General features: G+C 36.3%; 1 pseudogene. It reads left to right on the top strand.

Annotated features, from left to right (window positions below):
• Positions 1–42: 42 nt before the first annotated feature.
• Positions 43–256: pseudogene (locus AN214_RS22100) on the top strand (IS110 family transposase); the annotation flags it as partial.

Genomic DNA, 256 nt, shown 5'->3' with positions numbered 1-256 from the left:
CAGCTAAACTTCAAGGCGACCAAACCAAAAGGAGAAAGCTCAATGAAATTCTATACTACTTTTCACAAATATTATTGTGGAATTGACCTACATGCACGCATTTTATACGTGTGTATTCTTGATGAGCGTGGCAATAAAGTGGTTCATCAGAAAATAAAAGCTGATAGACATGAATTGTTTAAGCTCATTTCTCCTTATCTAGAAGATATTGTTGTTGGCGTTGAATGCATGCATTGTTGGTATTGGGTGAGTGACT

The organism is Pseudoalteromonas sp. P1-9 (assembly GCF_001399975.1).
Lineage (GTDB): Bacteria > Pseudomonadota > Gammaproteobacteria > Enterobacterales > Alteromonadaceae > Pseudoalteromonas.
This window is presented reverse-complemented; position numbering and strand designations above follow the sequence as displayed.